This window comes from Streptomyces sp. 6N223 (assembly GCF_052246635.1).
Classification (GTDB): Bacteria; Actinomycetota; Actinomycetes; order Streptomycetales; family Streptomycetaceae; genus Streptomyces.
The window spans coordinates 101107-124303 of sequence record NZ_JBQQCA010000008.1 but is presented as its reverse complement, the minus strand read 5'-3'; the positions used below and the strand labels follow the sequence as shown (position 1 = coordinate 124303).

The window sequence follows — 23197 nt, the reverse complement described above, 5'->3', positions numbered from 1 at the left end:
CGCCGCCCGGCCGACCCCGCGCTACGCCGTCACGCCCGGCCGTGGGCCTTCTGCAGGCGGCGGGAGAGCGAGTCGATGACGACGGCGGCCAGCAGCACGCCGCCGGTGATCATGAACTGCACCGCCACCTGGATGCCGAGCAGCGCCATGCCGGAGGCGATCGACTGGATGACGAGCACACCCAGCAGCGCCGACCAGGTGGTGCCGCGCCCGCCGAAGAGGCTGGTGCCGCCGATGACGGCCGCGGCGATGACGTTCACCAGCAGGTCGCCGGAGCCCGATTCCTGGCTGACGGAGGTGAGCCGCGAGGCGAGGAAGAGCCCGCCGATCGCGGCCATCGTGCCGGAGACCATGAAGACGGAGATCCGCACCCGCACCACGTCGATGCCGGCGCGGCGGGCCGCCTCCACGCCGCCGCCGAGCGCGAAGACGTTCCGGCCGTAGGAGGTGCGGCGCAGCAGGAAGTCGAGGCCGACGACGACGGCGAGGAAGATGAGCAGGGCCAGCGGCGGGCCCTGGAACTCGGCGAGCACGGCCGCCGCGGTGAAGGCCGCGGCGGCCAGGACCGCTGTGCGCACCGCGATCTCGGCGAGCGGGCGCGCGGGCACCCCGGCGGCGGCGCGGCGGCGCGAGGTGCGGTGGGAGACGAGCAGGAGGACGAGCACGCCGACGGCCGCGATGCCGTACCCCGTCACGCCGTGGTAGTAGTCGTCGGTCAGGTCGGCGACCATGCCGGTGTCGTCGAGGATGATGGTGCCCGAACTGCCCAGCAGGTAGAGCATCAGGCCGTTCCAGCCCAGCAGCCCGGCGAGGGTGACGATGAACGCCGGCACGCCGACGCGGGCGACGAAGAAGCCGTGGATGGCGCCGGTCGCCGTGCCGGCGAGGACCGCGACGAGGACGGCGAGCGGCTCGGGGACGCCGTGGTTGACGTTCATCACGGCGAAGACGGCGGCGACCAGGCCGCTGACCGAGCCGACCGACAGGTCGATGTCGCCGACCAGCAGCACGAAGACGACGCCGATGGTGATCATGCCCATGCCGACGATGTCCACGCTGAGGTTGGACAGGTTGCGCGGCGACAGGAAGCTGGAGTCCAGCAGTCCGAAGGTGACCCAGATGATGGCCAGGCCCACGACGACCGGGACGGAGCCGAGTTCGCCGCCGCGCATGCGGCGCCGGAAGTCCGCGAGGTAGCCCGCCAGGCCCGGCTCGCGGGCGGGCAGGCGCGGGTCGGTGCCGGTGGCCGTGCCGGGCGTCGTCCCGGGGGTCGTGCCGGGCGTCACGGCCAGGCCCGTCCCGCGCGCGCCGGGGCGTTGTCCGTGGCGCCGGTGATGGAGGCGATGATCTGCTCCTGGGAGGTGGTGTTCACGTCGAAGAAGCCGTTGTTGCGGCCGAGCCGGAGCACCGCGACCTCGTCGGCGACGGCCTTCACGTCGGCGAGGTTGTGACTGACGATCAGCACCCCGAGCCCCCGGTCGCGCAGCTGCTCGATCAGGTCGAGGGTGCGGGCGGTCTGCTCCACGCCCAGGGAGGCGGTCGGCTCGTCGAGGAGCAGGGCCTGCGGCTCGCTCAGCAGCGCCCGGGAGATGGCGACGGTCTGGCGCTGGCCGCCGGAGAGCGAGGCGACGGGGGTGCGCAGGTTGGGGATGCGGACGGCGAGCAGGTCGAGCAGCTCGCGGGCGCGGCGTTCCATCTCGACCTCGTCCAGCACGCCGGCCCGCCGGATCTCGTGGCCGAGGAAGAGGTTGCCGACGACGTCGAGGTTCTCGCACAGCGCGAGGTCCTGGTAGACGGTGGCGATGCCGAGGGCCTGGGCGTCGTGGGGGCGGCCCAGGCGGACGACCTCGCCCTTCCACTCGATGGTCCCCTCGTCGGCGGGGTCGGTGCCGGCGATCACCTTGATCAGCGTCGACTTGCCCGCGCCGTTGTCGCCGACGAGGGCGACGACCTCGCCGGCGCGGACCTCCAACTCCACGTCGCCGAGTGCCTGGAGGGCGCCGTAGTGCTTGGAGACGCCGCGCAGCCGGAGCATGGGGACGGGTGGCACGTTGCCTCACCTCCTCGGCTACCCGGCGGACGGCCCGGTGAGCCCGGCGCGGGCGCAGGCGGCCGCGACCTCCTCCGGGGCGCAGATCTGGTCGATCGTGTAGAGGCCGTCCCTGACGACGGTCTCGTCGATGGTGTCGGCGGTCACGGATATGGGGGTGGCCAGTACGGCGGGGATGTCGGGCCGGGTGTCGTTGGCGACGGTCTCGTCGGCGATGCTGCGCAGGGACTCGCCGCGGGCGAGGGCGAGGGCCATCTCGGCGGCGGCGCCGGCCTCCAGCTGGAAGGGCTTGTAGACCGTCATGTACTGCTGTTCGCGCAGGATGAGCCGGATGGCGGACAGCTCGGCGTCCTGGCCGGTGACGGGGGGCAGCGGGGGGTCGAAGCCGGCGGCGTTCAGGGCGGCGACGACGCCGGAGGCGATGCTGTCGTTGGCGGCCAGCACGCCGTGGACCCGGTCGGGCCCGAGGTCGACGATGGCCCCGGCCATGTTGGTGTACGCGCGCTCCCGGTTCCAGCGGAAGGTGTCGAAGGATTCGCCGATCTCCACCCGGCCGGAGAGGATCTCCAGCGCGCCCCTGCGGAACTCGCCGGCGTTGGGGTCGCTGGGGTCGCCGTTCATCATGACGATCGTGGAGCGCTCCGCGCGGCCGCCGAGCGCGTGGAGCAGCGCCCGGCCCTGGAGCCTGCCGACCTGCTCGTTGTCGAAGGAGACGTACGCCGAGACGGGCCCCTCGGCGAGGCGGTCGTAGGAGACGACGGGGATGCCGGCCTCGCGCGCCCGCTCGACGGAGGCGCTGATGGCCTTGGCGTCGATGGGGATGAGGATCAGCGAGTCGAATCCCCGGGTGATCAACGAGTCCACCTGCTGCTGCTGCGTGCCCACGTCGCCCTGGGCGTTGACGGTCTCCACCGTGCAGCCCTCGCAGAGCCCCCGCACCGCCTGCTCGACGCTGGGCCGGTCGAATCCCTCCCAGCGGCCGAGGTTGTCGGGCAGCAGCAGGCCGACGGCGAGGGAGCCGCCGTCGACGGCCCGGCCGGCGGAGCCGTCGGCGCCGCCGCAGGCGACGAGGGCGAGCGCCAGTGCCAGGGCCGAGGAGACGGCGGCCACGATGACGCCGGATCGGCGGGCCACCGTTGCCATGGGCGCTTCCTTCCGGCGGCGGAGGGGAACGTGACGTATGCCACCATACGTCACTAAACGGATAATAGTTGCAATATGCGCTTCTCCTGGCCGGTGTCCGCGTGCTCCGGTTCGCGCGGCGGCAGCGCGATCTCGCCCCACACCTGCTTGCCGCCGCTGAGCGGCACCGACCCCCAGGAGGTGGTGACGGCGGCGACGAGCAGGATGCCCCGGCCGCCGGTGGCCTCCCAGTCCGCGCTCTCGGCCCGAACCGGGGTGCGGGGCGAGGAGTCGCTGACCGCGACCCGCATGCGGTTCCCGGCGAGCGTGAGGTCCAGCCGCACCTGGCCCTGGGTGTGCACCAGCGCGTTGGTCACCAGCTCGGAGACGACGAGCAGGACGGTGTCGGCGCCCTCCTCCACGTCCCAGGAGCGCAGCGTCCGCGCGGTGAAACGCCGGGCGTGGCCGACGGCTTCGGGCAGCCGCCACACGGTCCAGCCGGCCCGGCGTGGGCGCACGCGCATCCCGTCGTAGCGCAGCAGGAGCAGCGCCACGTCGTCGTCGCGGCGGCCGACGCCGCCCAGCAGCGCGTCGGCGAGCACGCCGAGGTCGGCGGGGTCGGTGGCGGCCAGGGCGTCGCGCACGCGGGCGATGCCGTCCTCCAGGGGCAGGCTCGCCGACTCCACCAGCCCGTCGGTGAGCAGCGTCAGCACCGTGCCGGGGGGCAGCCCGAGGGTGGTCATGGGGAACTCGGCTTCGGCCAGCACGCCCAGCGGCGGCCCGCCCTCGACCTCGATCTCGCGGGTGGCGCCGTCGGGGTCGCGCACCAGCGGCGGCAGGTGGCCGGCGCGCACCAGCCAGGTGTCGCCCTCCTCCATGTCCATCGCGACGTACATGCAGGTGGCGAAGAGGTCGGTCTCCATCCCGACGAGCAGCCGGTTGGCGTGGGAGACGACCACGTCCGGGGAGTGGCCCTCCACGGCGTAGGCGCGGATCGCGGTGCGGATCTGGCCCATGATCGTCGCGGCGGCGGCGCTGTGGCCCTGCACGTCGCCGATGACGAGGGCGACGTGGCGGTCGGAGAGCGGGATCACGTCGTACCAGTCGCCGCCCACGTCGAGGCCGACCGTGGCGGGCAGGTAGCGGGCGACGGCCACGCCGCCGGGCAGCGGCGGCAGGGCGCGGGGCAGCAGGCTGCGCTGAAGCATGGCGGCCAGTTCGTGCTGGGCGTCGAAGGCGTGGGCGCGGACCATGGCCTGGCCCACCAGGCCGGCGGCGGCGGTGAGCAGGAAGCGCTCCTCGGTGCCGAACTCGTGCCTCCGCTGCCAGCCCACCACGCAGGCGCCCACCACGCGGCCGTCGGCCGTCAGCGGCAGCACGGCCAGGCCCCCGGGGCCGATGTCGGCCAGGCCCGGCTCCAGCTCGCTGCGGGCGGGCCACAGGCCGATGCGGCCCTCGCGCAGCGCGGACTGGAGGGTCGGCAGCACGGGGGCGCCGCCGTCCGCGCCCGGGGAGAGCGGCACGGCCTCGGTCCACTGGGCGCGCCAGACCGGCGGCCAGGCGGCGGGGTCGCGGGGGTCGAGGGCGGTGACGACGAGCCGCTCGGCCTCGGACTCCGCCAGCACCACCCGGTCGGCCCCCAGTTCGCGCAGGGCGTCCACCGCCACCTGGCTGACGTCCCGCACGGTGATGGCGGTGGCCAGGGTGGCGGACAGCCGCTGCACGCGGGCCACGTCGTCGGCACCGGGGCGCAGGTGGGAGGCGTCGGCGACCACGCCGAGCAGCCGCTGCGGCCGGCCGTCGGCGTTGGCCAGGACGCGGCAGCGCAGGTGGAGCCAGCGCAGCTCGCCGGTGGGGCGGCGGATGCGGAACTCCAGGTCCCGGCTGACGGCGGGCGTGGAGGCGGGCTCGACGATGGACATGAGCGCGGGCACGTCCTCCGGGATGGTGTGGACGAACAGCGTCTCCAGGCGCCCGTCGAAGTCGGCGGCGGCGATGCCCATCAGGTCCAGGGCGTCGGTGTCGGCGTGGACCCGGCCGGAGTCCAGCGCCAGGGCGAAGGAGCCGAGGCGGACGCGGTCCATGACGCCGCCCGCCACCGGCCCCTCGCGCGGGCCGCCGGAGGTCTCCAGGCGTTCGGCGAGGTGGGCGGCGTACAGCTCGAGGAAGCCGCGCCGGTCGGTGTCGAAGTCCTCCGCCACGGCGTCGACGACGACGAGGCAGCCCACCGGGCCGCCCTCGGCGCCCAGCGGCAGGGCGGCGAGGCAGCCGCCGGGCGGCGGGACGCGGGGCGCGGCGTCGCCGAACACCGCGAGGCCGGCGGCGTCCAGCCACACCGGGCGGCCCGTGCGGACGGCCTCGGCGAGGGGCGAGCGGACGGCGAGCGGGTAGCGGGAGGCCAGGCCGTACCGGGAGGGCGGGCCGCCCGCGCTCTCGCTCAGGCGCAGCTCGTCGGCCGGCACCCGCAGCACGTAGAGGGCGGCGAGCGCCGCGCCGCCGAACGCCTGGGCCCGTTCCGTCACCGCTTCGTCCCGATCGTCCCGGCTCACCCCTTGACGACGCCGAGGGGCACCAGCCGGGCGACCTTGCGGCACAGGCCGGCGGCCTCGCTCGCCGCCACCACCTCGTCGATGTCCTTGTAGGCCAGGGGCGCCTCCTCGGCGAGGCCGCGCGCCGTGGTGCCGCGGACCGCGATGCCCGCCGCCTCCAGCTCGCCGCGCAGCGTCCCGCCGCGGACCTGGCGTGCCGCCTGGTGCCGGCTGCGGACCCGGCCGGCGCCGTGGCAGGCCGAGTGCCACGCGTCGCCGCCCGGCACGCCGGACAGCACGTACGAGGCGGTGCCCATGGTGCCGGGGATCAGCACCGGCTGGCCGAACTCGGCGAGGTCGGCGGGGATGTCGGGGTGCCCGGCCGGGAAGGCGCGGGTGGCGCCCTTGCGGTGGACGCACAGCCGGCGCCGCGCGCCGTCCACCTCGTGCTCCTCCATCTTGGCCATGTTGTGCGAGATGTCGTAGACCAGGTCGAGTCCGCCGCCGACGGTCGACTCGAACGCCCGGCGGGCGGCCTCGGAGAGCAGCTGCCGGTTGGCCCGGGCGTAGTTGGCGGCGGCGGCCATGGCGGCGAGGTAGTCGCGGCCCTCCGGCGAGTCCACCGGAACGCCGGCGAGCTGCCGGTCGGGCACCTCGATGCCGTAGCCGCGCATCGCCCGGTCCATGGTGCGGACGTGATCGGTGCAGATCTGGTGGCCCAGGCCCCGCGAGCCGCAGTGGATCATGACGCAGACCCGGCCCTCGGCCAGGCCCATGGCGCGGGCGGCGGGCTCGTTGTACACCAGGTCGACGGCCTGGACCTCCAGGAAGTGGTTGCCCGAGCCCAGGCTGCCGAGCTGGCCGAGGCCCCTGGCCAGCGCGCGGTCGCTGAGCGCCCCGGCCGCCGCCGCGCCGGGCAGCGAGCCGGAGTCCTCGCAGCGGTCCAGGTCGCGGGGCACGCCGTGGCCGCGCTCGACGGCGTACCGCGCGCCCTCGGCCAGCACGTGCGCCAGCTCGTTCCGGCCGATGTGCCACACCGCGCCCTTGCCCGCGCCCCGGGGGATGGTCCGGCCCAGGCGGTCCATCAGGGGCGTCAGGTGAGGACCGAGGGCCTCCCGGTCGACGGGCGCGGCCAGCAGGCGCACGCCGCAGGAGATGTCGAAGCCGACGCCGCCCGGCGAGATGACGCCGCCGGCGTCGGCGTCGGTTGCCGCGACGCCGCCGATGGGGAAGCCGTAGCCCCAGTGGACGTCGGGCATGGCGTAGGAGGCCTCGACGATGCCCGGCAGCGCCGCCACGTTCACCACCTGCTGCAGGGCCTGGTCCCCCGACGCCTCCGGGAGCAGGGCGCGGGTGGCGAAGACCACGCCCGGCACCCGCATCCCGCCCCGCCGGGGGATACGGAACCGGCAGCGCGCCTCCTCCACGAGCTCCACGACGGACTCGGTCTCCATGGCCTCCTCACTCCCTTCCCACGTCGGGTCACCCGCCGGGTCTTCCGTCGGGGCACACGCCGAACGTCACCGCCGAACGTCACACATCGAGGGTCACCGAGCAGGCGAAACCCTCCGGGCCGCGGCCGAAGGCGAGCCCGTGCAGCGTCACCGCCTTCGGCGCCGCGCCCACCTGCGGCAGCGCGGCCATCTCCGCCATGGCGAAGTCCGCCTTCAGGCCGCCGGGGGCGGGCTCGATCCGCAGGTCCACCGGGACCTCGCCCTCGGCGTCGAGCCGGTAGATGACCTCGTCCAGCAGCTCCACGAGCAGGTCCTCGTCCCGCTCGCCCCTGATCACGGCCTCGCGGGGGCGTGTCCGCGCCGCGGTGTCCGCCGCGGCCTCCAGGTCGACGAACGCCTCGACCAGGCCGCGCACCACCTGCGCCAGGCACTCCTCGCGGCCGGGCGCCCACGCCTCGACCCGCAGGTCGGCCGTGTGCGGGACGCTGCGGCGGCCGGCTCGCCCGCCCGCCTCCTTCTCGCGGTGCGCCACACCTCCATCCTCCCGCCGCGGGCGGCGTACCGCAGCACGGGCGGGGCTCGGCCGGGCGCGCCACACTGAGCGGGTGAGCGAGATGCGCCTCTTCGCGGCCGTGGTGCCGCCGGAGGCGGCCCGCGCCGAGCTGGCCGCCGCCGTGGCGCGGGTGCGCGCCCTGCCCGGCGCCGACCGGCTGCGCTGGACCGAGCCCGCGGAGTGGCACCTCGCGCTCGCCTTCTACGGGTCGGTGGCGGAGGAGCTGGTCCCCGCGCTGCGGGAGCGGCTCGCGCGCGGCGCCGGTCGGCACCGGCCGGGCACGCTGCGGCTGGCGGGGGCGGGGCGCTTCGCCCACCGGGTGCTGTGGGCGGGCGTCGAGGGCGACCGGGAGATCCTGCGCGCCCTGGCCGGGTCGGCGGTGGCCGCGGCCCGGCGCTGCGGCGTCGCCATGCCCGGGGACCGGCCGTACCGCCCGCATCTCACGCTCGCGCGGGGGCGGCCGGGGCGGCACCGCGTCGATCTCGCGCCGTACGCAGCCGCCCTGGCGGACTACGCGGGCAGCCCGTGGCCCCTGGCCGCGTTCCGCCTGGTGCGCAGTCACCTGCCGGCCGAGGGCGTGCCGGGGGCGCGCCCGCGCTACGAGACGCTCGACGCCTGGCCGCTCGGCGACGGCTGAGCGGTGGCCGAAACCTCCGATATAGAGTAATTAGTGCGCGATGTGCGATTATCCTTCCGGGTCGGACCGATCGAGGGATGGGATGGCTGGGCGGCTGGACGTGCTCACCGCCGCCGAGGCGGACCTTGGGGAAGGCGACGTGCTGCGCCTCGCGCTGCTGCACGCGGTGGCCGAGCTGGGGGGCCTCGGCGGCATGGCGCACCTGCGCAGGACCTGGGCCGCCGGGTCGGGGCTGCGGCTGGTGGCCAGCAGCGGGCTGCCGCGCTCGATGACCCGGGCGTTCGCGAACGTCCCCGGCGATGCCGACACCCCGCCGTCGCGGGCGGCACGCGAGGGCGTCCCCGCCTGGCGGCCCGCGACCGTGGAGGGCAACGCCCTGGTCGCCGTGCCGCTGCCCGACCCGGACGGGCCGCTGGGCACGCTCGCCGTGGTGCTGCCGGACGCGGCGGGCGAGCCGGACCGGGCGCGGCTGGCGATGCTCGCCGAGGTGGCGGAGTGGGCGGCGGGCCGGATTCGCCGCGGCTGTCCCGCGGAGGACGAGCGGGACGAGCTGGCGTTCGCCCGGACCTCGCCCGGCGACGCGGAAGGCGTCCGGCAGGCGCTGCGGGCGGTGCGCGTCGGCACCTGGGAGTGGGACATCCGCACCGGCCTGATGACGTGGACCCAGCCGATGCTCACGCTGCTGGGCATCGGCCCCGAGTCCTTCGACGGCCGCGCCGAGACCTGGATGTCCCTCATCCACCCCGACGACCTGCCCACGGCGATGGCCGAGGTCGACCGGGTGCTCCGCGCCCGCGACGAGGGCGAGTTCGAGTACCGGCTGCGCCGGGACGACGGCTCCTGGGTGTGGGTGCGGGCCCGGAGCCGGGTGATCGCCGACGAGGACGGCCGGGCGGCGCGCATGATCGGCACGCTGTGGGACACCACCCGGGCGCACTCCGCGCTGGAGGCGGTCGGACGCGCTCTGCGGCACATGAGCGACGGCTTCCTCGCCGCCGACGGCGAGGGGCGTGTCACCTTCGCCAACCGCCAGGCCGAGCTGCTGCTGGGCGGCGGGGGCGCCTCCGAGGCTCCCCGGGGCCCGGGGGAGGACGAGCTGACGGGCCGGTCGCTGTGGGAGGTCCCGGCGGTGGCGCGGGTGCCGGGGCTGGCGGACCGGTGCCGCCGGGCGGCGGCCGAGGGCACCCCGGCGGAGTTCGACGCCCCCTGGCCGGACCGGGACCACTGGCTGCACCTGCGGCTGGTCCCAGTGCCCGACGGGCTCGCCCTTCACGTCACCGACGCCACCGAGCGCCGGCGGCGGGAGGCCGAGCGGGAGGCGGCCGAGCGGGCGGCCTCCGGGCGGGCCGGCCGCATCGGCCGGCTGACCGCCGCCCTGGCCGAGGCCCTCAGCTCGCGGGACGTGGTCACCGCCGTCGCCGAGCACGTGATGTCGCCGTTCGACGCCTCCGCGATGATCGTCTCCGTGGTGGAGGAGGGGGACCGGTTGCACGTGGTGCACGCCATCGGCTACACGCCCGGCTTCCTGAGGATGATCGACCGGCAGCCCATCGAGTCCGCCCCCGCGATCATGACCTCCTTCCGCGACCACTCCCCCCAGTTCCTGGCCTCGCCCGAGGAGTTCCTGGCCCGCTACCCCGGAGCCACGACGCTGGTGAAGCGGTCGGGGAAGCGCGCCTGGGCGTTCCTGCCGCTGATTGTCTCGGGCCGGGCGATCGGCTCCTGTGTGATCGCCTTCGACGAGCCGCGTCGCCTCAACGGCGAGGAGCGCACCCTGCTCACCGCGATCAGCGGCCTCCTCGCCCAGGCCCTGGAGCGGGCCCGGCTGTACGACGAGGAGCACCACCGCGCCAAGGAGCTGCAGCGCGGCCTGCTGCCGCAGAAGCTGCCCCGGCTGCCGGCCGTCACCGCCGCCGCCCGCTACCTGCCCGCCGAGCGGGGAGGGGAGGTCGGCGGCGACTGGTACGACGTCATCCCGCTGTCGGCCGACCGCGTCGCGCTCGTCATCGGCGACGTGATGGGCCACGGGCTGTCCGAGGCGGCGACCATGGGGCGGCTGCGGACGGCCGTCCACACCCTCGCCGACCTGGAGCTGCCGCCCGACGAGATCCTCGGCCACCTCAACGACATCGTCAGCGACCTCGGCGACGACTTCTACGCCACCTGCCTGTACGCCGTCTACGACCCGGCGACCCGGCGCTGTGTCTTCGCCCGCGCCGGGCACCCGCCGCCCGCCGTGGTGTACCCGGACGGCGGGGTCCACTTCCCGGACCTCGACCCCAACGCGCCGCTGGGGGCGGCGACCCCGCCGATCGACACCGGGGAGCTGCGGCTCCCCGACGGCAGCCTGCTGGTGCTCTACACCGACGGCCTCGTCGAGTCGGCCGTCCGCGACATCGACCAGGGCATGGCGCACCTGGCAGGGACCCTGGCGACGGCGGGCGAGGCGGCCCGCGCGGCCGGCGGCGGGCGCGACGGCGTCGGCGGCGGCGAGGAGCTGGAGGCGCTGTGCGACGACCTCGTCACCGCCCTGCTGCCGTCGCGGCAGCAGACCAGCGACGACGCGGCCCTGCTCGTGGCGCGCACGCACCGGCTGCGGCAGGAGGACATCGCCTCCTGGCCGCTGCCGGAGGACCCCGTCGCCGCCGGGGAGGCCCGCGACCACGTGCGCGAGCAGCTGGAGCGCTGGCAGCTGGAGGAGCTGACGACCACCACGGAGCTGCTCGCCAGCGAGCTGGTGGGCAACGTGATCCGGCACGCCAGGGGCCCGATCGGGCTGCGGCTGCTGCGCAGCCGCAGCCTCATCTGCGAGGTCTCCGACGGCAGCCACACCTCGCCGCACGTGCGGCGCGCCGCCGAGACCGACGAGGGCGGGCGCGGCCTGCAGCTGGTGGCGGCGCTGGCGCGGCGCTGGGGAACCCGTTTCACCGCGGAGGGCAAGAGCATCTGGACCGAGCAGGCCCTGCCGCAGCAGCGGCCGGAGGACGAGCGGGCCGTGTGACCGGCCGGGCGTCGCGTTCCGGACGTTTGGTTGAATGCGTCCATGGAGCGGCGAACATGCGAACGGTCCGGCGGGCAGGCGTCCGTCATCGGTCTCGGCACCTGGCAGCTGGGCGCGGACTGGGGAGAGGTGAGCGAGGCCGACGCGCTGGCCGTGCTGGACGCCGCCGCCGAGGCCGGCGTCACCTTCTTCGACACCGCCGACGTCTACGGCGACGGGCGCAGCGAGCGGGTCATCGCGGCGTTCCTGCGCGCCCGACCCGGCGCCGGCATCACGGTGGCGACGAAGATGGGCCGCCGGGTGCCGCAGGACCCGGCTCACTTCACGCTGGCGAACTTCCGCGCCTGGACCGACCGTTCGCGTGCCAACCTGGGCGTGGACACCCTGGACCTGGTGCAGCTGCACTGCCCGCCCACGCCGGTCTTCTCCTCGGACGAGGTCTTCGACGCGCTCGACACGCTGGTCGCGGAGGAGCGGATCGCCGCCTACGGGGTCAGCGTCGAGACGTGCGAGGAGGCGCTGACGGCGATCGCCCGGCCGGGCACGGCGAGCGTCCAGATCATCCTCAACCCCTTCCGGCTCAAGCCGCTGGAGCGGGTGCTGCCCGCCGCGCGGGAGGCGGGAGTCGCCGTCATCGCCCGCGTGCCGCTCGCCTCCGGCCTGCTGTCGGGCCGCTACACGAAGGAGACGGTCTTCGCCGCCGACGACCACCGCACCTTCAACCGGCACGGCGAGGCGTTCGACCAGGGCGAGACCTTCTCGGGCGTGGACTTCCCCACCGGCGTCGAGGCGGCCGCCGAGTTCGCGGCGCTGGCGCCCGAGGGGGCCACCCCGGCGCAGACCGCGCTGCGGTGGATCATCCAGCAGCCCGGCGTGACCACCGTCATCCCCGGCGCCCGCTCGCCGGAGCAGGCGCGGGCCAACGCCGCGGCCGCCGCGCTGCCGCCGCTGCCGGAGGCGACGCTGGCGGCGGTGCGCGAGCTGTACGACCGGCGCATCCGCGAGCAGGTCCACGCCCGCTGGTAGCCGCCGGCGGCGCCGACCCCCCACCTCCGCCTACACCTTCCGCTTGAAGACCATCACCGACAGCGGCGCGAAGACGGCGGCGATCGCCACGGCCCAGGCCAGCGACTGGAGGACGGGCGTGGCCACCGGGCCGCCGAGCATCAGGCCGCGGCACGCCTCGGCGAGGATGCTGACGGGGTTGACGTCGACCCACGCCTGGAGCCAGCCGGGCATGGTGTCGGCGGGCACGAAGACGTTGCTGACGAAAGTGACGGGGAACAGGGCGGTGAAGCCGAAGATCTGCACCCGCTCCGCGTCCTTGGCCAGCAGGCCCACCAGCACCGCGACCCAGGAGAAGGCGAGCGCGAACGCCAGCAGCAGCACGCCCGCGCCCAGCATGCCCAGCGGCCCGGGCGAGCCGAGCCGGAAGCCGAGGATGAGCCCGACGCCGAGCACCAGCACGATCGACCACGCCTGCTTCACCTGGTCGGCCGCGATGCGCCCGGCCAGCGGCGCCCACCGGGCTATCGGCAGCGAGCGCAGCCGGTCGAAGACGCCCTTGTTGAGGTCGGTGTTGAGGCCCTGCCCGACGTAGAGCGTGACGAACAGCATGTTCATCACGATCATGCCGGGGAGCATGAACGTCAGGTAGTCGCTGACGGAGCCCGCGATCGCGCCGCCGAAGACGTACGTGAACAGCAGCACGAACATGATGGGCTGGATGCTGAAGTCGCTCAGCTCGAACGGGTTGTGCCGCACCTGGACGACGGTGCGCCAGGCCAGGGTGAGGCTCTGCCGCACGCCCTGGCCCAGGCTCACCCGCGGCGCCAGCTCCCCGGCCGGCGCGGCGCTCGTCTCCGTGCTCATGTCCTCGCCTCCTTCGCCTCCTCGGGTTCCGACGCCTCGGCGGATGACTCGGCGGGGCGGCCCGTGAGAGTGAGGAACACCTCGTTCAGGCTGGACAGCCGCAGCTCCAGCTCGGTGACGAGCACCCCGGCCTCGTCCAGCCGCCGCACCACGGCGGGCAGCACCGCCGGGTCGGCCGCGGGTGCGGTCACCCGCTGCCCCTTCACCTGCGGCTCGGCGCCGGTCAGCTCCGCCACCACGCCCCGCACCAGCGGCAGCCGGTCGGCCTCCATGGGCTGCACGGCCAGGGTCCGCCCGCCCGTGGTGCGCTTGAGCTCCTCGGGGGTGCCGGTGGCGATCACCTGGCCGTGGTCGATCACCACGATCTCGTCGGCCAGCTCGTCGGCCTCGTCCAGGTACTGCGTGGTCAGCAGCACCGTGGCGCCCTCGGCGACCAGACGCCGGATCAGCTGCCACAGCTCGCTGCGAGCCCGCGGGTCCAGGCCGGTGGTCGGCTCGTCGAGGAAGAGCACCGGCGGCCTGCCCACCAGGCTCGCCGCCAGGTCCAGGCGGCGCCGCATGCCGCCCGAGTACGTGCCGACGGCCCTGCCGCCCGCCTCGGCCAGGCCGAACCGCTCCAGCAGCTCCCGCGCCCGCCGCCGGGCCTCCGCCCGGCTCATGCCCAGCAGCCTGCCGATCAGCAGCAGGTTCTCCACGCCGGTGAGCTGCTCGTCGACGGAGGCGTACTGCCCGGTCAGGCCGATGAGCTGCCGCACCCGGTGCGCCTCGCGCACCACGTCGTGCCCGCCGACGCTGGCGCGGCCCGCGTCGGGCCGCAGCAGCGTGGCCAGGACCCGCACCGCCGTGGTCTTTCCCGCGCCGTTCGGCCCCAGCAGGCCGAGCACCGAGCCGGGCGGGGCGCGGAAGTCGACGCCGGCCAGTGCCGTGGTCTCGCCGAAGCGCTTGACCAGCCCCTCGGCCCAGATCGTGTGTCCCATTCCTCCACTATGGCCGCCGCCACTGACAGCCGCGATCCGCGATCACCACCGGGGCCCGGACGCCCCCGGACCCCTCTCAGACGTCCTCCGGGTCGATCGGCACGGGGTGGCTGCGGCGCGGCAGGATGGTGCGCACGTAGTCCTCGGCGGCGGAGTCCATCCCGATGTCGCGCTGGGCCCGCTCCGAGAGGTACCAGCGGTGCTCCAGCAGCTCGTGGTAGATCTGCGCGGTGTCCATGCCCTCGCGCAGTTCCAGGGGCACGGCGCGGACCGCCGGGCGGAAGACGTCGCGCACCCAGCGGTGGGCCAGCACCTCGGGCCGGGCGCCGAGAGGGTCGCCCGGGGCGTAGTCCTCCTGGGTCGCCATCCAGGTCTCCAGGTCGTTCAGCAGGCTGCGCGCCTGGTTCTCCTCCGCGTCCAGGCCCGTCAGCCGCAGCAGCTGCCGCTGGTGGTGCCCGGCGTCCACCACCTTCGGCAGGAAGGTGACGGTGTCGCCGCCCGGCGAGCGCTGGATCTGCATCTCCGCGACGTCGAAGCCGAGGTCGTTCAGGCGGCGGATGCGGCGGTCGATGTAGTGACGCTTGTCCTTGGGGTAGACCGAGGTGCGGGTCAGCTCGTGCCACAGCTCGCCGTAGCGGGCGACGATCTCCTCGCCGAACTGCACGGGGTCGACGGCCGGGTGGAGGGAGCCGCCCGCCTCCAGGTCCATCAGCTCGCCGATGATGTTGACCTGCGCCACCTCCAGGTCGTAGTCCCGCTGCCCCCGCGTGAGCTTCGGCTGGATCTGCCCGGTCTCGGCGTCCACCAGGTACGCGGCGTAGGCGCCGGCGTCCCGGCGGAAGAGGGTGTTGGACAGCGAGCAGTCGCCCCAGGCGAAGCCGCTGAGGTGGAGCCGGACCAGCAGCACGGCCAGGGCGTCCAGCAGCCGCTTGATGGTGGAGGGCCGCATCGTCGTCTCGAACATCGAGCGGTAGGGCAGCGAGCCCTTCAGCTGCCGCGTGATGAGCACCGGCTCCAGCGCCTCGCCCTGCGCGTCGTAGCGGCCGGTCACCACCGCCACCGGGTCGACGGCCGGCACCGCAAGCCGGTCCAGGTCCCGCAGCAGCCCGTACTCGCGCACCGCGGCGTACTCCCCCACCTCCTTGAGCGCGAAGACCTCGCTCCCGGCACGGGCGAAGCGCACGACGTGCCGGGAGATGCCCCGGGGCAGGGCGACCAGGTGCTTCTCGGGCCACTCCTCGAGCGGCACGTCCCAGGGCAGGTCCAGCATGGTCGCCGGGTGCGCCGGGTCGGTGGCGGTGATCTGAAGATCCATCGGTTTGGTAGTCTATGCCTGCTCTGAATGGGGCCGGTTCGGGCTGGACCGCAACCTGCGGGTTGGAAGCCCCCTCCTTCGGGTGGGGGAGCGGAGTCACGGGGACCAGTGTGGGGCAAAGAGTCTGGTCCGTCAGCCCATGGCTTGGTCGCGGCGCAGTACCGCGACGCCGCGGGCTTCGAGGAGGACCGGGGCCGCCCCATCCGCCCCGGCCTCGCCAACACGGGATCCGGTCAGCAGCTCGCCGGCGACGCCGGGCACCTCGACCGGCTCGTCGGTGCGGTTGACGAGGAACCAGTACGCCGCGCCGTCCGCGCCCACGCGCACCGCGAGTTCGACCCGCCCGCGCGCCGGGGCGGGCAGCTCGCTGCCGACGCCGGCCGCGTCGAGGAGCCGGGCCAGCACGGGCTGGAGTCCCCCCGGTCCCAGGCGCGTCGACACGTACGCCGCGGAGCCCGCGCCGGCCGGGCGGCGGGTGACGGCGGGCCGCCCGGCGAGGTCCCCGGAGGCGTAGCGGGCCAGCATCTCGGTGGCGGGGTCAATCACCTCGACGCGGTCGGTCCACAGCGTGCCGGTGGTGCCGTTGTCCAGCGCGACGGACTCGCCGTCCGGCAGCGGGGCGAACTCCTCGACGCGGACGCCGAGCAGCTCGCGCAGCGCGCCGGGGTAGCCGCCGAGCCAGGCGTGGTCGTGCTCGTCGACGATGCCGGAGAAGTAGGTGGCGACCAGGTGGCCGCCGCCCTCGGCGTAGCGGGTGAGCTCCTTGGCCAGCGCGCTGGTCACGAGGTGGAGGACGGGCGCGACGACGAGGTCGTAGCCGTCCGGTCCGGCGCCGGCCGGGATCACGTCGGCGCGGACGCCGAGGGCGAGGAACGCCGAGTACCAGTCGAGCGCCTCCTGGCGGTAGCGCAGCAGGGAGGTGGGGTGGGAGTCCTGCTCGCTGGCCCACCACGACTCCCAGTCGAAGAGGACGGCGGCGCGGGCGGGCTGGCGCGCCGAGCCGGCCGCAGGGGCGAGGTCGTCCGCCAGCAGCCGCCCGAGGCGGGTGACGGAGCGGAAGACCTCGCTGTCGGCGCCGGCGTGCGGCACCATCGCGGAGTGGTACTTCTCGGCCCCGGCGGCCGACTGGCGCCACTGGAAGAAGCAGACGGCGTCGGCGCCGTGGGCGACGTGCAGCAGGGAGTCGCGCGCCAGCTCGCCGGGGCGCTTGGCGCGGTTGACCGGCTGCCAGTTGACGGCCGAGGTGGAGTGCTCCATCAGGAACCAGGGGCGCCCGCCGGCGAGGTTGCCGGTGAGGTTGGCGGAGAACGACAGCTCGTCGACGGCCTGCGGCCCCGGCACCACGTAGTGGTCGTTGGCGACGAAGTCGACCTCGGCGGCCCAGTCGGCGTAGTTCATGCCCTTGGTCTCGCCCATCACCATGAAGTTGGTGGTGACCGGCACCTCGGGGGTGGCGCGGCGCAGCACCTCGCGCTCGGCCCGCAGGTAGTCCTTGAGGGCGTCGGAGGAGAAGCGCTTGAAGTCGAGCTGCTGGGTGGGGTTGGGGTGGGAGGCGGCCAGCCGGGGCGGGAGTATCTGCTCGAAGTCGGTGTAGCGCTGGGACCAGAACGCCGTCCCCCAGGCGTGGTTGAGCGCGTCGAGGGTCTCGTAGCGGGCGCGCAGCCAGGCGCGGAAGGCGCGGGCGGCGTCGTCGGAGTAGTCGTAGATGTTGTGGCAGCCCAGCTCGTTGCTGACGTGCCAGGCGGCGAGCGCGGGGTGGCCGGCGTACCGCTCGGCCAGCGCGGTGACCAGGCGCAGCGCGTGCTCGCGGAAGACGGGCGAGGTGGGCCGCCAGTGCTGGCGGGCGCCGGGCCAGACGGTCTCGCCGGTGGCGGTGACCGGCAGGATCTCGGGGTGGGCGGTGGTGAGCCACGGCGGGGGCGAGGCGGTGGCGGTGGCCAGGTCGACGGCGATGCCGCCGGCGTGGAGGAGGTCCATGGCCTCGTCCAGCCAGCCGAAGTCCCAGGCGTCTTCGGCGGGCTGGAGGCGGGCCCAGGAGAAGATGGCGAGGGAGACGATGTTGACGCCCGCCTCGCGCATCAGGGCGATGTCCTCCCGCCACACCTCGCGCGGCCACTGCTCCGGGTTGTAGTCGGCGCCGTAGGCGAACCTGGGCGTTGTGGCGCCGTCGGGCCAGCGCAGCCAGCGGCCGGGCGAGGGGGCGGGGGACATCGGACTCCTTACTCTCCTTGCGTGCGGTGTGCGGTTACTGGTTGACGGTGAAGCCCTGGTCGTTGCCGTACGTCACGGACTGGTCCTCCCAGTCCTTGAGGCCCTCGGCCAGGGTGGTGCCGGAGACGTACGCCTGGCCGACCGTGTCGTTGAAGATGGAGTTGGCGTAGACCTGGTAGGGCAGGTACGACCAGCCCTGCCTGACGCCGGCCGCGGCCTCGGAGAGGATCTCGTTGGCCTTCTGGCCGCCGAAGTACTCGAACTCCCTGTTGAGGAACTCCTCGGACTCCAGGGTGGCGGTGTCGGCGGGGAAGGAGCCGAGGTCGTGCATGAGCTGCGAGCCCTCGCCGGTCGTCATGTACTCGATGAAGGCGTAGGCCAGGGCGTCCTTCTCGCTGGCCTCCAGGATGGCCAGCGAGCTGCCGCCGTTCTCGGCGGTGGCGAACTCGCCGCCCTCCTCCCACTGGGGCATGGGGGCAACGCGCCAGTCGCCGGAGGCGTTGGCCACGCCGGACTCGAAGTTGGGGGGCATCCAGGCGCCGGTGACGAGCGTCGCGATGGTTCCGTCGCCGAGGGCCTGGTACCACTCGTCGGACCAGCCGGGGATGTCGGCCAGGAGCTCGTCGTCGATGAGCTGCTGCCAGGTGTCCGCGAAGCGCTGGGTCGGCTCCTGGGAGAAGTCGACGGTGACGTTGGTGCCGTCGACCTGGTACGGCGTGCCGCCGGCCGCCCAGATCATGCTGGTGGTGAAGCCGGCGTCGCCGACGTCGCCGGCGATGTAGGAGTCGGGGTTGGCCTCGTGGAGGTCGCGGGCGGCCTGCACGTACTCGTCCCAGGTGGCGGGAACCTCGATGCCGGCCTCGTCGAAGACCTTCTTGTTGTAGAACATCGCCATCGGACCGGAGTCCACGGGCAGGCCGTAGATGCCCTCGCTGCCGCCGGGGTGGACGGAGTTCCAGGTGCCGGTGGTGAAGGTGCTCTCAAGCTCGTTGGCGCCGAAGGAGCTCAGGTCGGTGACGGACTCGGCGATGGCGTACTGCGGCAGGGCGTAGTACTCGATCTGCGCCACGTCCGGCACTCCCTTGCCGGCGTCGATGGCGTTCTGCAGAGCGGTGTACTGGTCCTGGTTGGTGCCGGCGTTGACCAGGTTGACGGTGATGTTGTCGTGTGCCTTGTCGAACGCCTCGGCGGCCTCGCGGATGGTGCTGCTCCAGGCCCAGACGGTGAGCTTGCCGCCCTCCTCCAGAGCCGCCTTGACGTCGTCGGGCGAGCCGGCGTCGCCGCCGGAGTCGTCGTCCGAGCCGCAGGCGGCGAGCGTCAGGGCGAGAGCGCATGCCGCGGCCGCGGTCGTGGTGAATCTCGTGATCCTCATGGTGGGTGTTCTCACTTCATTGTCGAGAGGTGGGTGGAGGGTGTGGGGGAGGCTTCGCCTATTCCTTGACGCTGCCGGCGGACAGGCCCGACTGCCAGTAGCGCTGGAGGAGGAGGAAGGCCACGATCAGCGGGATGATCGTCAGCAGGGAGCCGGTGATGATGAGGTTGAAGACGGCCTCGCCGCCGGCGGTGAACGCCTGGTCCTTCCAGGAGTTCAGGCCCACCGTCAGCGGGTACCAGTTCGGGTCCTTGATCATGATCAGCGGCAGGAAGTAGTTGTTCCAGGTGTGGACCACGTTGAACAACAGCACGGTGACCATGCCCGGCGCCAACAGCGGCAGGCTGACGCTGACGAAGGTGCGCAGCTCGCCCGCGCCGTCGATGCGCGCGGCCTCCATCAGCTCCGTGGGGATCGCCTCCGCGGCGAAGGCCCACATCAGGTAGAGACCGAAGCACGAGATGAGGGACGGGATGATGACCGCCCAGGGGGTGTTGGTCAGGCCCATCTCGCTGAACATCAGGAACGTCGGCACGGCCAGGGCCGTGCCGGGCACGGCGACGCCGCCGACGACGATGGCGAAGACCGCGCGCTTGCCGGGGAAGTCGAACTTGGCCAGCGCGTAGCCGCCGAGCACGGCCAGCATCGTCGCGCCGCCGGCGCCGAGGATCACGTACAGCAGGGTGTTGAGCAGCCAGCGCACGAACACGCCGTCGTCGTAGGTCAGGGTGTCGCCGATGTTGGTGAAGAACGCGAAGTCGCCGCTGAACCACAGCCCGAAGGAGTCCATCAGGCTGGCCTGCGTCTTGGTGGAGTTGATGAACAGCCACAGCAGCGGCACCACCGTGTAGACCAGGACCAGGCCGGTCAGCAGGGTGAGCGTGATGCTGCGGCGCGGCCGGGACACGGTGTGCAGGCGCGGTGCGCGGCGCGGGGTGCGCAGCGGGGAGGCGGGGCGGTGGCGGGGTCGTGGCGAGCCGGAGCGGGAGGAAGCCGCGGTCGAGGTGCTCATCGCTGGAAGTCACGCGTCCTTTCGCATGCCGCGGAGCTGCACGATGTAGGCGATGATCATGGTGACGACCCCCATGACGATCGCGACCGTGGCCGAGTAGTTCTGCTGCTGGCCGTTGAACGCCAGCGAGTAGGCGTAGAGGTTGGGGGTGAAGTCGGTGGTGATGGCGTTGGGCGCCAGGTTCTGCATGATGCTCGGCTCGTTGAAGAGCTGGAAGCTGCCGATGATCGAGAAGATCGTGGCGACCACGATGGCGCCGCGCAGCGCGGGGAGCTTGATGGCGGTGATGACGCGCAGCTGGCTGGCGCCGTCGATCTCCGCGGCCTCGTAGAGGGAGTGGGGTATCACGCGCAGCGCGGAGTAGAAGATCAGCATGTTGTAGCCGACGAACTCCCAGGTCACGATGTTGCCGATGGAGGCGAGCACCAGGCTGGAGGAGAGCGGGTCGGGCAGGTCGGCGTTGAAGGTGTCGTTGATGTTGGCGATCAGGCCGAAGCGGTCGCCGTACATGAAGCCCCACATGAGGGTGGCGACGACGGCGGGCACGGCGTAGGGCAGGAAGATCGTGATGCGGAAGAAGCTCTTGCCGTACAGCCGCCCGGAGTCGATGGCCAGGGCGACGAGCATCGCGATGCCCAGCATGATGGGGACCTGGACGCAGAGGAAGAGCCCGACGCGGGTCAGGCCCTCCCAGAACTTCGCGTCGTCCAGCACGTCCTGGTAGTTCTCCAGGCCGACGTACGAGGTGCCGCCGATGAGCTGGTCGCGGTAGAGGCTGAGGTAGACCGAGTAGGCGATCGGGGCCAGGAACACCAGGGAGAAGACCGCCATGAACGGCCCGATGAAGCCCCACCCTGCCCAGCTCCGGCGGCGGCCGGCGCCCCGGCGCGCCCGGGCGGGGCGCCCCTTGGCCACCGGCGGTGACAACGCTGTCATGTTCACTTCCTCGCGGTGCAGGTCACGGAACCATTGCCTGGTGGAAAATGATTGATATAGGTGATGTTTGCGTAAACATTGATTAGCGTGATGCTTACACTGCTCGATGGTGGTCGTCAAGGGCCACCGTCGAACGCTTCGGTGATCAGGTGACGATGGGAAGGGCGAAGGTGGAGGAACTCGCGGATATCCCAGCGCCGCGCCGCAGACGGCGGGTGTCGATGGCGGACGTGGCCCGGCGGTCGGGTGTGTCCTCGCAGACCGTCTCGCGCGTGGCCAACGGCCATCCCGGCGTCGTCGAGGCGACGCGCCGGAGGGTGCTCGCCGCAATGGAGGAGCTGGGGTACCGGCCCAACAGCGCGGCCCGGGCGCTGAAGCGGGGCGAGTTCCGCACGATCGGCGTGATCGTCTTCACCCTCTCGACCACGGGCAACGTCCGCACCCTGGAGGCGATCGCGAACTCCGCGGCCACGCAGGGGTACGCCGTGACGCTGCTGCCCGTGGCCGCCCCCACCAAGGGCAGGGTGCACGGCGCGTTCACGCGTCTTGGCGAACTCGCGGTCGACGCCATCATCGTGATCATGGACGTCCACATGCTGGACTCCGCCACGGTCTCGCTGCCGCCGGGCGTGCTGGTGGCGGTGGCGGACTCCGACGCCGGCGACCGCTACTGCGTGGTCGACGCCGACCAGGCGGGCGGGGCACGCCAGGCCGTCGAGCACCTGCTCGGCCTGGGGCACGAAACCGTCTGGCACCTGGCCGGGCCCGAGAAGTCCTTCGCGGCGGGGCGGCGGGTCGAGGCGTGGCGCGCCACGCTGACCGAGGCCGGGCGGCCGGTGCCGCCGCTGGTGCGCGGTGACTGGTCGGCGGAGTCGGGCTACCGCGCCGGGCTGCGGCTGGCGCGCGAGCCCGGCTGCACGGCCATCTTCGCCGCCAACGACCACATGGCGCTGGGCCTGCTGCGCGCGCTGCGCGAGCACGGCCGGGCGGTGCCGGAGGACATCAGCGTGGTGGGCTTCGACGACATCCCGGGGGCCGCGTCGTTCTCCCCGCCGCTGACGACCGTGCACCAGGACTTCGCCGAGGTCGGCCGCCTGCTGGTCGAGGGCGTGCTGCGGCAGGTGCGCACCGACTCCGCCGAGCGCGGCACCACGCTGGTGCCGACCCACATGGTGATCCGCGACAGCACGGCGCCGCCGCCCACGGCGTTACGGTGACGCGCGCCCCGCCCGCCGGGCGGGGCGTTACGGCACGCGGGCGACCCCGGCGTACATCGAGACCGACGCGTCGGTGAACTCGGGGGGAGCCGGCTTGGCGGGATCGGGCCGCCAGCGGTGGGGCACCACCAGCCCGGGGTCCACGATCTCCAGGCCCTCGAAGAAGCGCTCGATCTCCTCCCGGCTGCGCCACTGTCCGTCCGGGCCGCGCCAGCTGTCGCGCAGCCCGCGCAGCTGCTCGAACGTCGCCGGGTCCAGGTCGGCGGTGAGGTGGGTGAGGGTCACGTAGCTGCCGGAGGGCAGCGCCTCCACCAGGCGCGAGACGATCTCGTACGGGCCCTGCTTGTCGGTGACGTAGTGCAGCAGCGCGTTGAGGCACAGCGCCACCGGGCGGGAGAGGTCGAGCGTCTCCCGCAGATCGGGGGCGTTCAGGACGCTGTCGGGGTCGGTGACGTCCGCGTGCACGTAGGCGGTGCGGCCCTCGGGGGAGCTGCGCAGTAACGCCTGGGCGTAGCGCAGCACGATGATGCGGTTGTCCGTGTAGACGACGCGGCAGTCGGGGGCCTCGGCCTGGGCGACCTCGTGGAGGTTGGGCGGGGTGGGAATGCCGGTTCCGATGTCGAGGAACTGCCGGATGCCGGCCTCGCGGGCCAGGAAGCGGGTGGACCGGATCACGAAGTCCCGGTTGGCGCGGGCCGCGGTTCTGATGCCCGGCCAGATCGCCACGACCCGGCGGCCGGCCTCCTCGTCGACCAGGTAGTGGGTCTTGCCTCCCAGATACCAGTCGTACATGCGAGCGGGGTCCGGAGTGGAGGTGTCGATCTCCGTTTCGGGCGCGGCATCGGGCACGAGTGGTCTCCTCCTGTCGTCCGTGGCACCGTAAACGAAACCGCGCGGTCGTCGCGAGCGGCCCCCCTCGATACCGCGACGCGATGGCCGT

The 23197-nt window shown here is 73.6% G+C and carries 18 protein-coding genes; 4 read left to right on the top strand and 14 right to left on the bottom strand.

Annotation, left to right across the window (positions count from 1 at the left end):
• Positions 1–29 precede the first annotated feature (29 nt).
• From ACTWQH_RS08260 to ACTWQH_RS08235, 6 genes are all read right to left on the bottom strand, one after another.
• On the bottom strand, positions 30–1292 hold the full coding sequence (locus ACTWQH_RS08260; protein WP_443285729.1) for a sugar ABC transporter permease: 1263 nt from the start codon (positions 1290–1292) through the stop codon (positions 30–32).
• Positions 1283–2050, bottom strand: coding sequence for an ATP-binding cassette domain-containing protein (locus tag ACTWQH_RS08255; protein ID WP_443285702.1), 768 nt, complete (start codon positions 2048–2050; stop codon positions 1283–1285). Before ACTWQH_RS08255 ends, ACTWQH_RS08260 begins: the two co-directional genes overlap by 10 nt.
• Positions 2051–2068: 18 nt before the next feature.
• Entirely contained in the window at positions 2069–3193 is a 1125-nt protein-coding gene (locus ACTWQH_RS08250) for a sugar ABC transporter substrate-binding protein (RefSeq protein WP_443285701.1), read from the bottom strand.
• Between the two features lie 53 nt (positions 3194–3246).
• A complete protein-coding gene (locus ACTWQH_RS08245; protein ID WP_443285700.1) occupies positions 3247–5694 on the bottom strand; it encodes a SpoIIE family protein phosphatase in 2448 nt (815 codons plus the stop codon).
• 23 nt (positions 5695–5717) lie between these two features.
• A complete protein-coding gene (locus ACTWQH_RS08240) occupies positions 5718–7154 on the bottom strand; it encodes an RtcB family protein (protein ID WP_443285699.1) in 1437 nt (478 codons plus the stop codon).
• Positions 7155–7233: 79 nt separating this feature from the next.
• Positions 7234–7686 carry an archease gene (locus ACTWQH_RS08235; RefSeq protein ID WP_443285698.1) on the bottom strand — a complete coding sequence of 151 codons (453 nt, stop codon included), beginning with the start codon at positions 7684–7686 and terminating at the stop codon, positions 7234–7236.
• A gap of 82 nt (positions 7687–7768) precedes the next feature.
• Here ACTWQH_RS08235 and thpR point away from each other — a divergent pair, with 82 nt between their 5' ends.
• From thpR to ACTWQH_RS08220, 3 genes are all read left to right on the top strand, one after another.
• Positions 7769–8344 carry an RNA 2',3'-cyclic phosphodiesterase gene (thpR, locus tag ACTWQH_RS08230; protein ID WP_443285728.1) on the top strand — a complete coding sequence of 192 codons (576 nt, stop codon included), beginning with the start codon at positions 7769–7771 and terminating at the stop codon, positions 8342–8344.
• 82 nt (positions 8345–8426) lie between these two features.
• Positions 8427–11345 carry a SpoIIE family protein phosphatase gene (locus ACTWQH_RS08225; protein WP_443285697.1) on the top strand — a complete coding sequence of 973 codons (2919 nt, stop codon included), beginning with the start codon at positions 8427–8429 and terminating at the stop codon, positions 11343–11345.
• A 42-nt stretch (positions 11346–11387) separates the two neighbouring features.
• Positions 11388–12371, top strand: a complete 984-nt coding sequence (locus tag ACTWQH_RS08220) for an aldo/keto reductase (protein ID WP_443285696.1) — start codon at positions 11388–11390, stop codon at positions 12369–12371.
• Positions 12372–12401: 30 nt separating this feature from the next.
• Here ACTWQH_RS08220 and ACTWQH_RS08215 read toward each other — a convergent pair whose 3' ends face one another.
• The 7 genes from ACTWQH_RS08215 to ACTWQH_RS08185 form a co-directional block, all read right to left on the bottom strand.
• Complete coding sequence (locus ACTWQH_RS08215) at positions 12402–13217, bottom strand: ABC transporter permease (RefSeq protein WP_443285695.1); 816 nt, start codon at positions 13215–13217, stop codon at positions 12402–12404.
• A complete protein-coding gene (locus ACTWQH_RS08210; RefSeq protein ID WP_443285694.1) occupies positions 13214–14194 on the bottom strand; it encodes an ATP-binding cassette domain-containing protein in 981 nt (326 codons plus the stop codon). Before ACTWQH_RS08210 ends, ACTWQH_RS08215 begins: the two co-directional genes overlap by 4 nt.
• Before the next feature lie 76 nt (positions 14195–14270).
• The gene (locus ACTWQH_RS08205; RefSeq protein WP_443285693.1) at positions 14271–15509 is read right to left on the bottom strand and encodes a DUF4032 domain-containing protein; all 1239 of its coding nucleotides are present in this window, start codon (positions 15507–15509) and stop codon (positions 14271–14273) included.
• Between the two features lie 132 nt (positions 15510–15641).
• Positions 15642–17720 carry a beta-galactosidase gene (locus ACTWQH_RS08200; protein ID WP_443285692.1) on the bottom strand — a complete coding sequence of 693 codons (2079 nt, stop codon included), beginning with the start codon at positions 17718–17720 and terminating at the stop codon, positions 15642–15644.
• 34 nt (positions 17721–17754) lie between these two features.
• Positions 17755–19092: an ABC transporter substrate-binding protein gene (locus ACTWQH_RS08195; RefSeq protein ID WP_443285691.1), complete on the bottom strand. Its 1338-nt coding sequence runs from the start codon at positions 19090–19092 to the stop codon at positions 17755–17757.
• Between the two features lie 58 nt (positions 19093–19150).
• Entirely contained in the window at positions 19151–20104 is a 954-nt protein-coding gene (locus ACTWQH_RS08190; RefSeq protein WP_443285690.1) for a carbohydrate ABC transporter permease, read from the bottom strand.
• A 9-nt stretch (positions 20105–20113) separates the two neighbouring features.
• Positions 20114–21040, bottom strand: a complete 927-nt coding sequence (locus tag ACTWQH_RS08185; RefSeq protein WP_443285689.1) for a carbohydrate ABC transporter permease — start codon at positions 21038–21040, stop codon at positions 20114–20116.
• A gap of 155 nt (positions 21041–21195) precedes the next feature.
• Between ACTWQH_RS08185 and ACTWQH_RS08180 the strand changes: the two genes are divergently transcribed.
• Entirely contained in the window at positions 21196–22257 is a 1062-nt protein-coding gene (locus ACTWQH_RS08180; protein WP_443285727.1) for a LacI family DNA-binding transcriptional regulator, read from the top strand.
• A 27-nt stretch (positions 22258–22284) separates the two neighbouring features.
• On the opposite strand, the gene ACTWQH_RS08175 is transcribed toward ACTWQH_RS08180, so the two are convergent.
• Positions 22285–23106 (bottom strand): SAM-dependent methyltransferase, encoded by an 822-nt coding sequence (locus ACTWQH_RS08175; protein WP_443285688.1) that lies wholly within the window; start codon positions 23104–23106, stop codon positions 22285–22287.
• Between the last annotated feature and the right edge of the window lie 91 nt (positions 23107–23197).

What these genes read in the sequence shown, in the direction of transcription:
- ACTWQH_RS08180 (WP_443285727.1), top strand. Translation starts at nt 21,196, where the DNA reads ATGGGAAGGGCGAAGGTGGAGGAACTCGCGGATATCCCAGCGCCGCGC.
- ACTWQH_RS08215 (WP_443285695.1), bottom strand. Translation starts at nt 13,217, where the DNA reads ATGAGCACGGAGACGAGCGCCGCGCCGGCCGGGGAGCTGGCGCCGCGG.
- ACTWQH_RS08250 (WP_443285701.1), bottom strand. Translation starts at nt 3,193, where the DNA reads ATGGCAACGGTGGCCCGCCGATCCGGCGTCATCGTGGCCGCCGTCTCC.
- ACTWQH_RS08210 (WP_443285694.1), bottom strand. Translation starts at nt 14,194, where the DNA reads ATGGGACACACGATCTGGGCCGAGGGGCTGGTCAAGCGCTTCGGCGAG.
- ACTWQH_RS08205 (WP_443285693.1), bottom strand. Translation starts at nt 15,509, where the DNA reads ATGGATCTTCAGATCACCGCCACCGACCCGGCGCACCCGGCGACCATG.
- thpR (WP_443285728.1), top strand. Translation starts at nt 7,769, where the DNA reads ATGCGCCTCTTCGCGGCCGTGGTGCCGCCGGAGGCGGCCCGCGCCGAG.
- ACTWQH_RS08240 (WP_443285699.1), bottom strand. Translation starts at nt 7,154, where the DNA reads ATGGAGACCGAGTCCGTCGTGGAGCTCGTGGAGGAGGCGCGCTGCCGG.
- ACTWQH_RS08185 (WP_443285689.1), bottom strand. Translation starts at nt 21,040, where the DNA reads ATGACAGCGTTGTCACCGCCGGTGGCCAAGGGGCGCCCCGCCCGGGCG.
- ACTWQH_RS08225 (WP_443285697.1), top strand. Translation starts at nt 8,427, where the DNA reads ATGGCTGGGCGGCTGGACGTGCTCACCGCCGCCGAGGCGGACCTTGGG.
- ACTWQH_RS08220 (WP_443285696.1), top strand. Translation starts at nt 11,388, where the DNA reads ATGGAGCGGCGAACATGCGAACGGTCCGGCGGGCAGGCGTCCGTCATC.
- ACTWQH_RS08190 (WP_443285690.1), bottom strand. Translation starts at nt 20,104, where the DNA reads ATGAGCACCTCGACCGCGGCTTCCTCCCGCTCCGGCTCGCCACGACCC.
- ACTWQH_RS08195 (WP_443285691.1), bottom strand. Translation starts at nt 19,092, where the DNA reads ATGAGGATCACGAGATTCACCACGACCGCGGCCGCGGCATGCGCTCTC.
- ACTWQH_RS08200 (WP_443285692.1), bottom strand. Translation starts at nt 17,720, where the DNA reads ATGTCCCCCGCCCCCTCGCCCGGCCGCTGGCTGCGCTGGCCCGACGGC.